This is a genomic window from Vibrio sp. 1562 (assembly GCF_033340155.1).
Lineage (GTDB): Bacteria > Pseudomonadota > Gammaproteobacteria > Enterobacterales > Vibrionaceae > Vibrio > Vibrio alginolyticus.
The window spans coordinates 1-700 of the sequence record NZ_JAWOVY010000353.1 but is presented as its reverse complement, the minus strand read 5'-3'; the positions used below and the strand labels follow the sequence as shown (position 1 = coordinate 700).

Below are 700 nucleotides of genomic sequence, written 5' to 3'. Positions count from 1 at the left end.
CGCGGGTAATACCGCTAAGCCTCGGGCTGCTGCACCTTCTTGTCCCAGTTTCATTAGGGTCAGAATGCGTGGTGCGACAATCAAAATGACGATTGCGACAGTAGAACGTGGCAGCAACCATTCAAACCAATCCCAACTGTATTGTGAAAGGTCGCCCGCTCCCCACATAAAGATGTTTTGAGCAAACTGTGCATTGAGAATAATTAGAGCTGTCGCGATGGAGCCAAGCAAAATGTTGATGACCATACCGGAGACCACTAAGGGTAACCCCGTCATATTGCGCACACCAGCGATCGAAATGATCAAACCAAACGCGACCAAAGCACCTGCCATTGCAGCGAAAGCGGAATAGTCGGCCACCCAGTCAACAAACCAAATGTTAACGATGACCAATGCAAGCCAAGCACCGGAAGAGGTACCCAAGGTCAGCGGTGAGGTGAGGTTGTTTTGCGTTAACTGCTGCATCAAACTGCCAGTCAGCCCGAGCATTGCACCAACCAATAACGTTATGCTCAATCGAGGTAACTGAGACTGCATAAAGAAAACGTCACGAAATTCGCTGGCGCTTTCTGGTTGAGTGAACACCTGCCATTGTTCACTCAACGACAAGCTCGTATCAATTTGTAAGCTCAATAGGCTAAGCAACGCAATCAGCGCGACATAGCCAATGTACGGTTTCGTTCTCATTGTTTTGGTGCCA

The 700-nt window shown here is 48.9% G+C and carries 1 protein-coding gene; it reads right to left on the bottom strand.

Going from position 1 to position 700, the window contains the following annotated elements:
* Positions 1–687, bottom strand: a 687-nt coding sequence (locus R7Z49_RS25145; RefSeq protein WP_318112407.1) for an iron chelate uptake ABC transporter family permease subunit, incomplete at its 3' end; no start/stop codon positions are given.
* Positions 688–700: the final 13 nt, after the last annotated feature.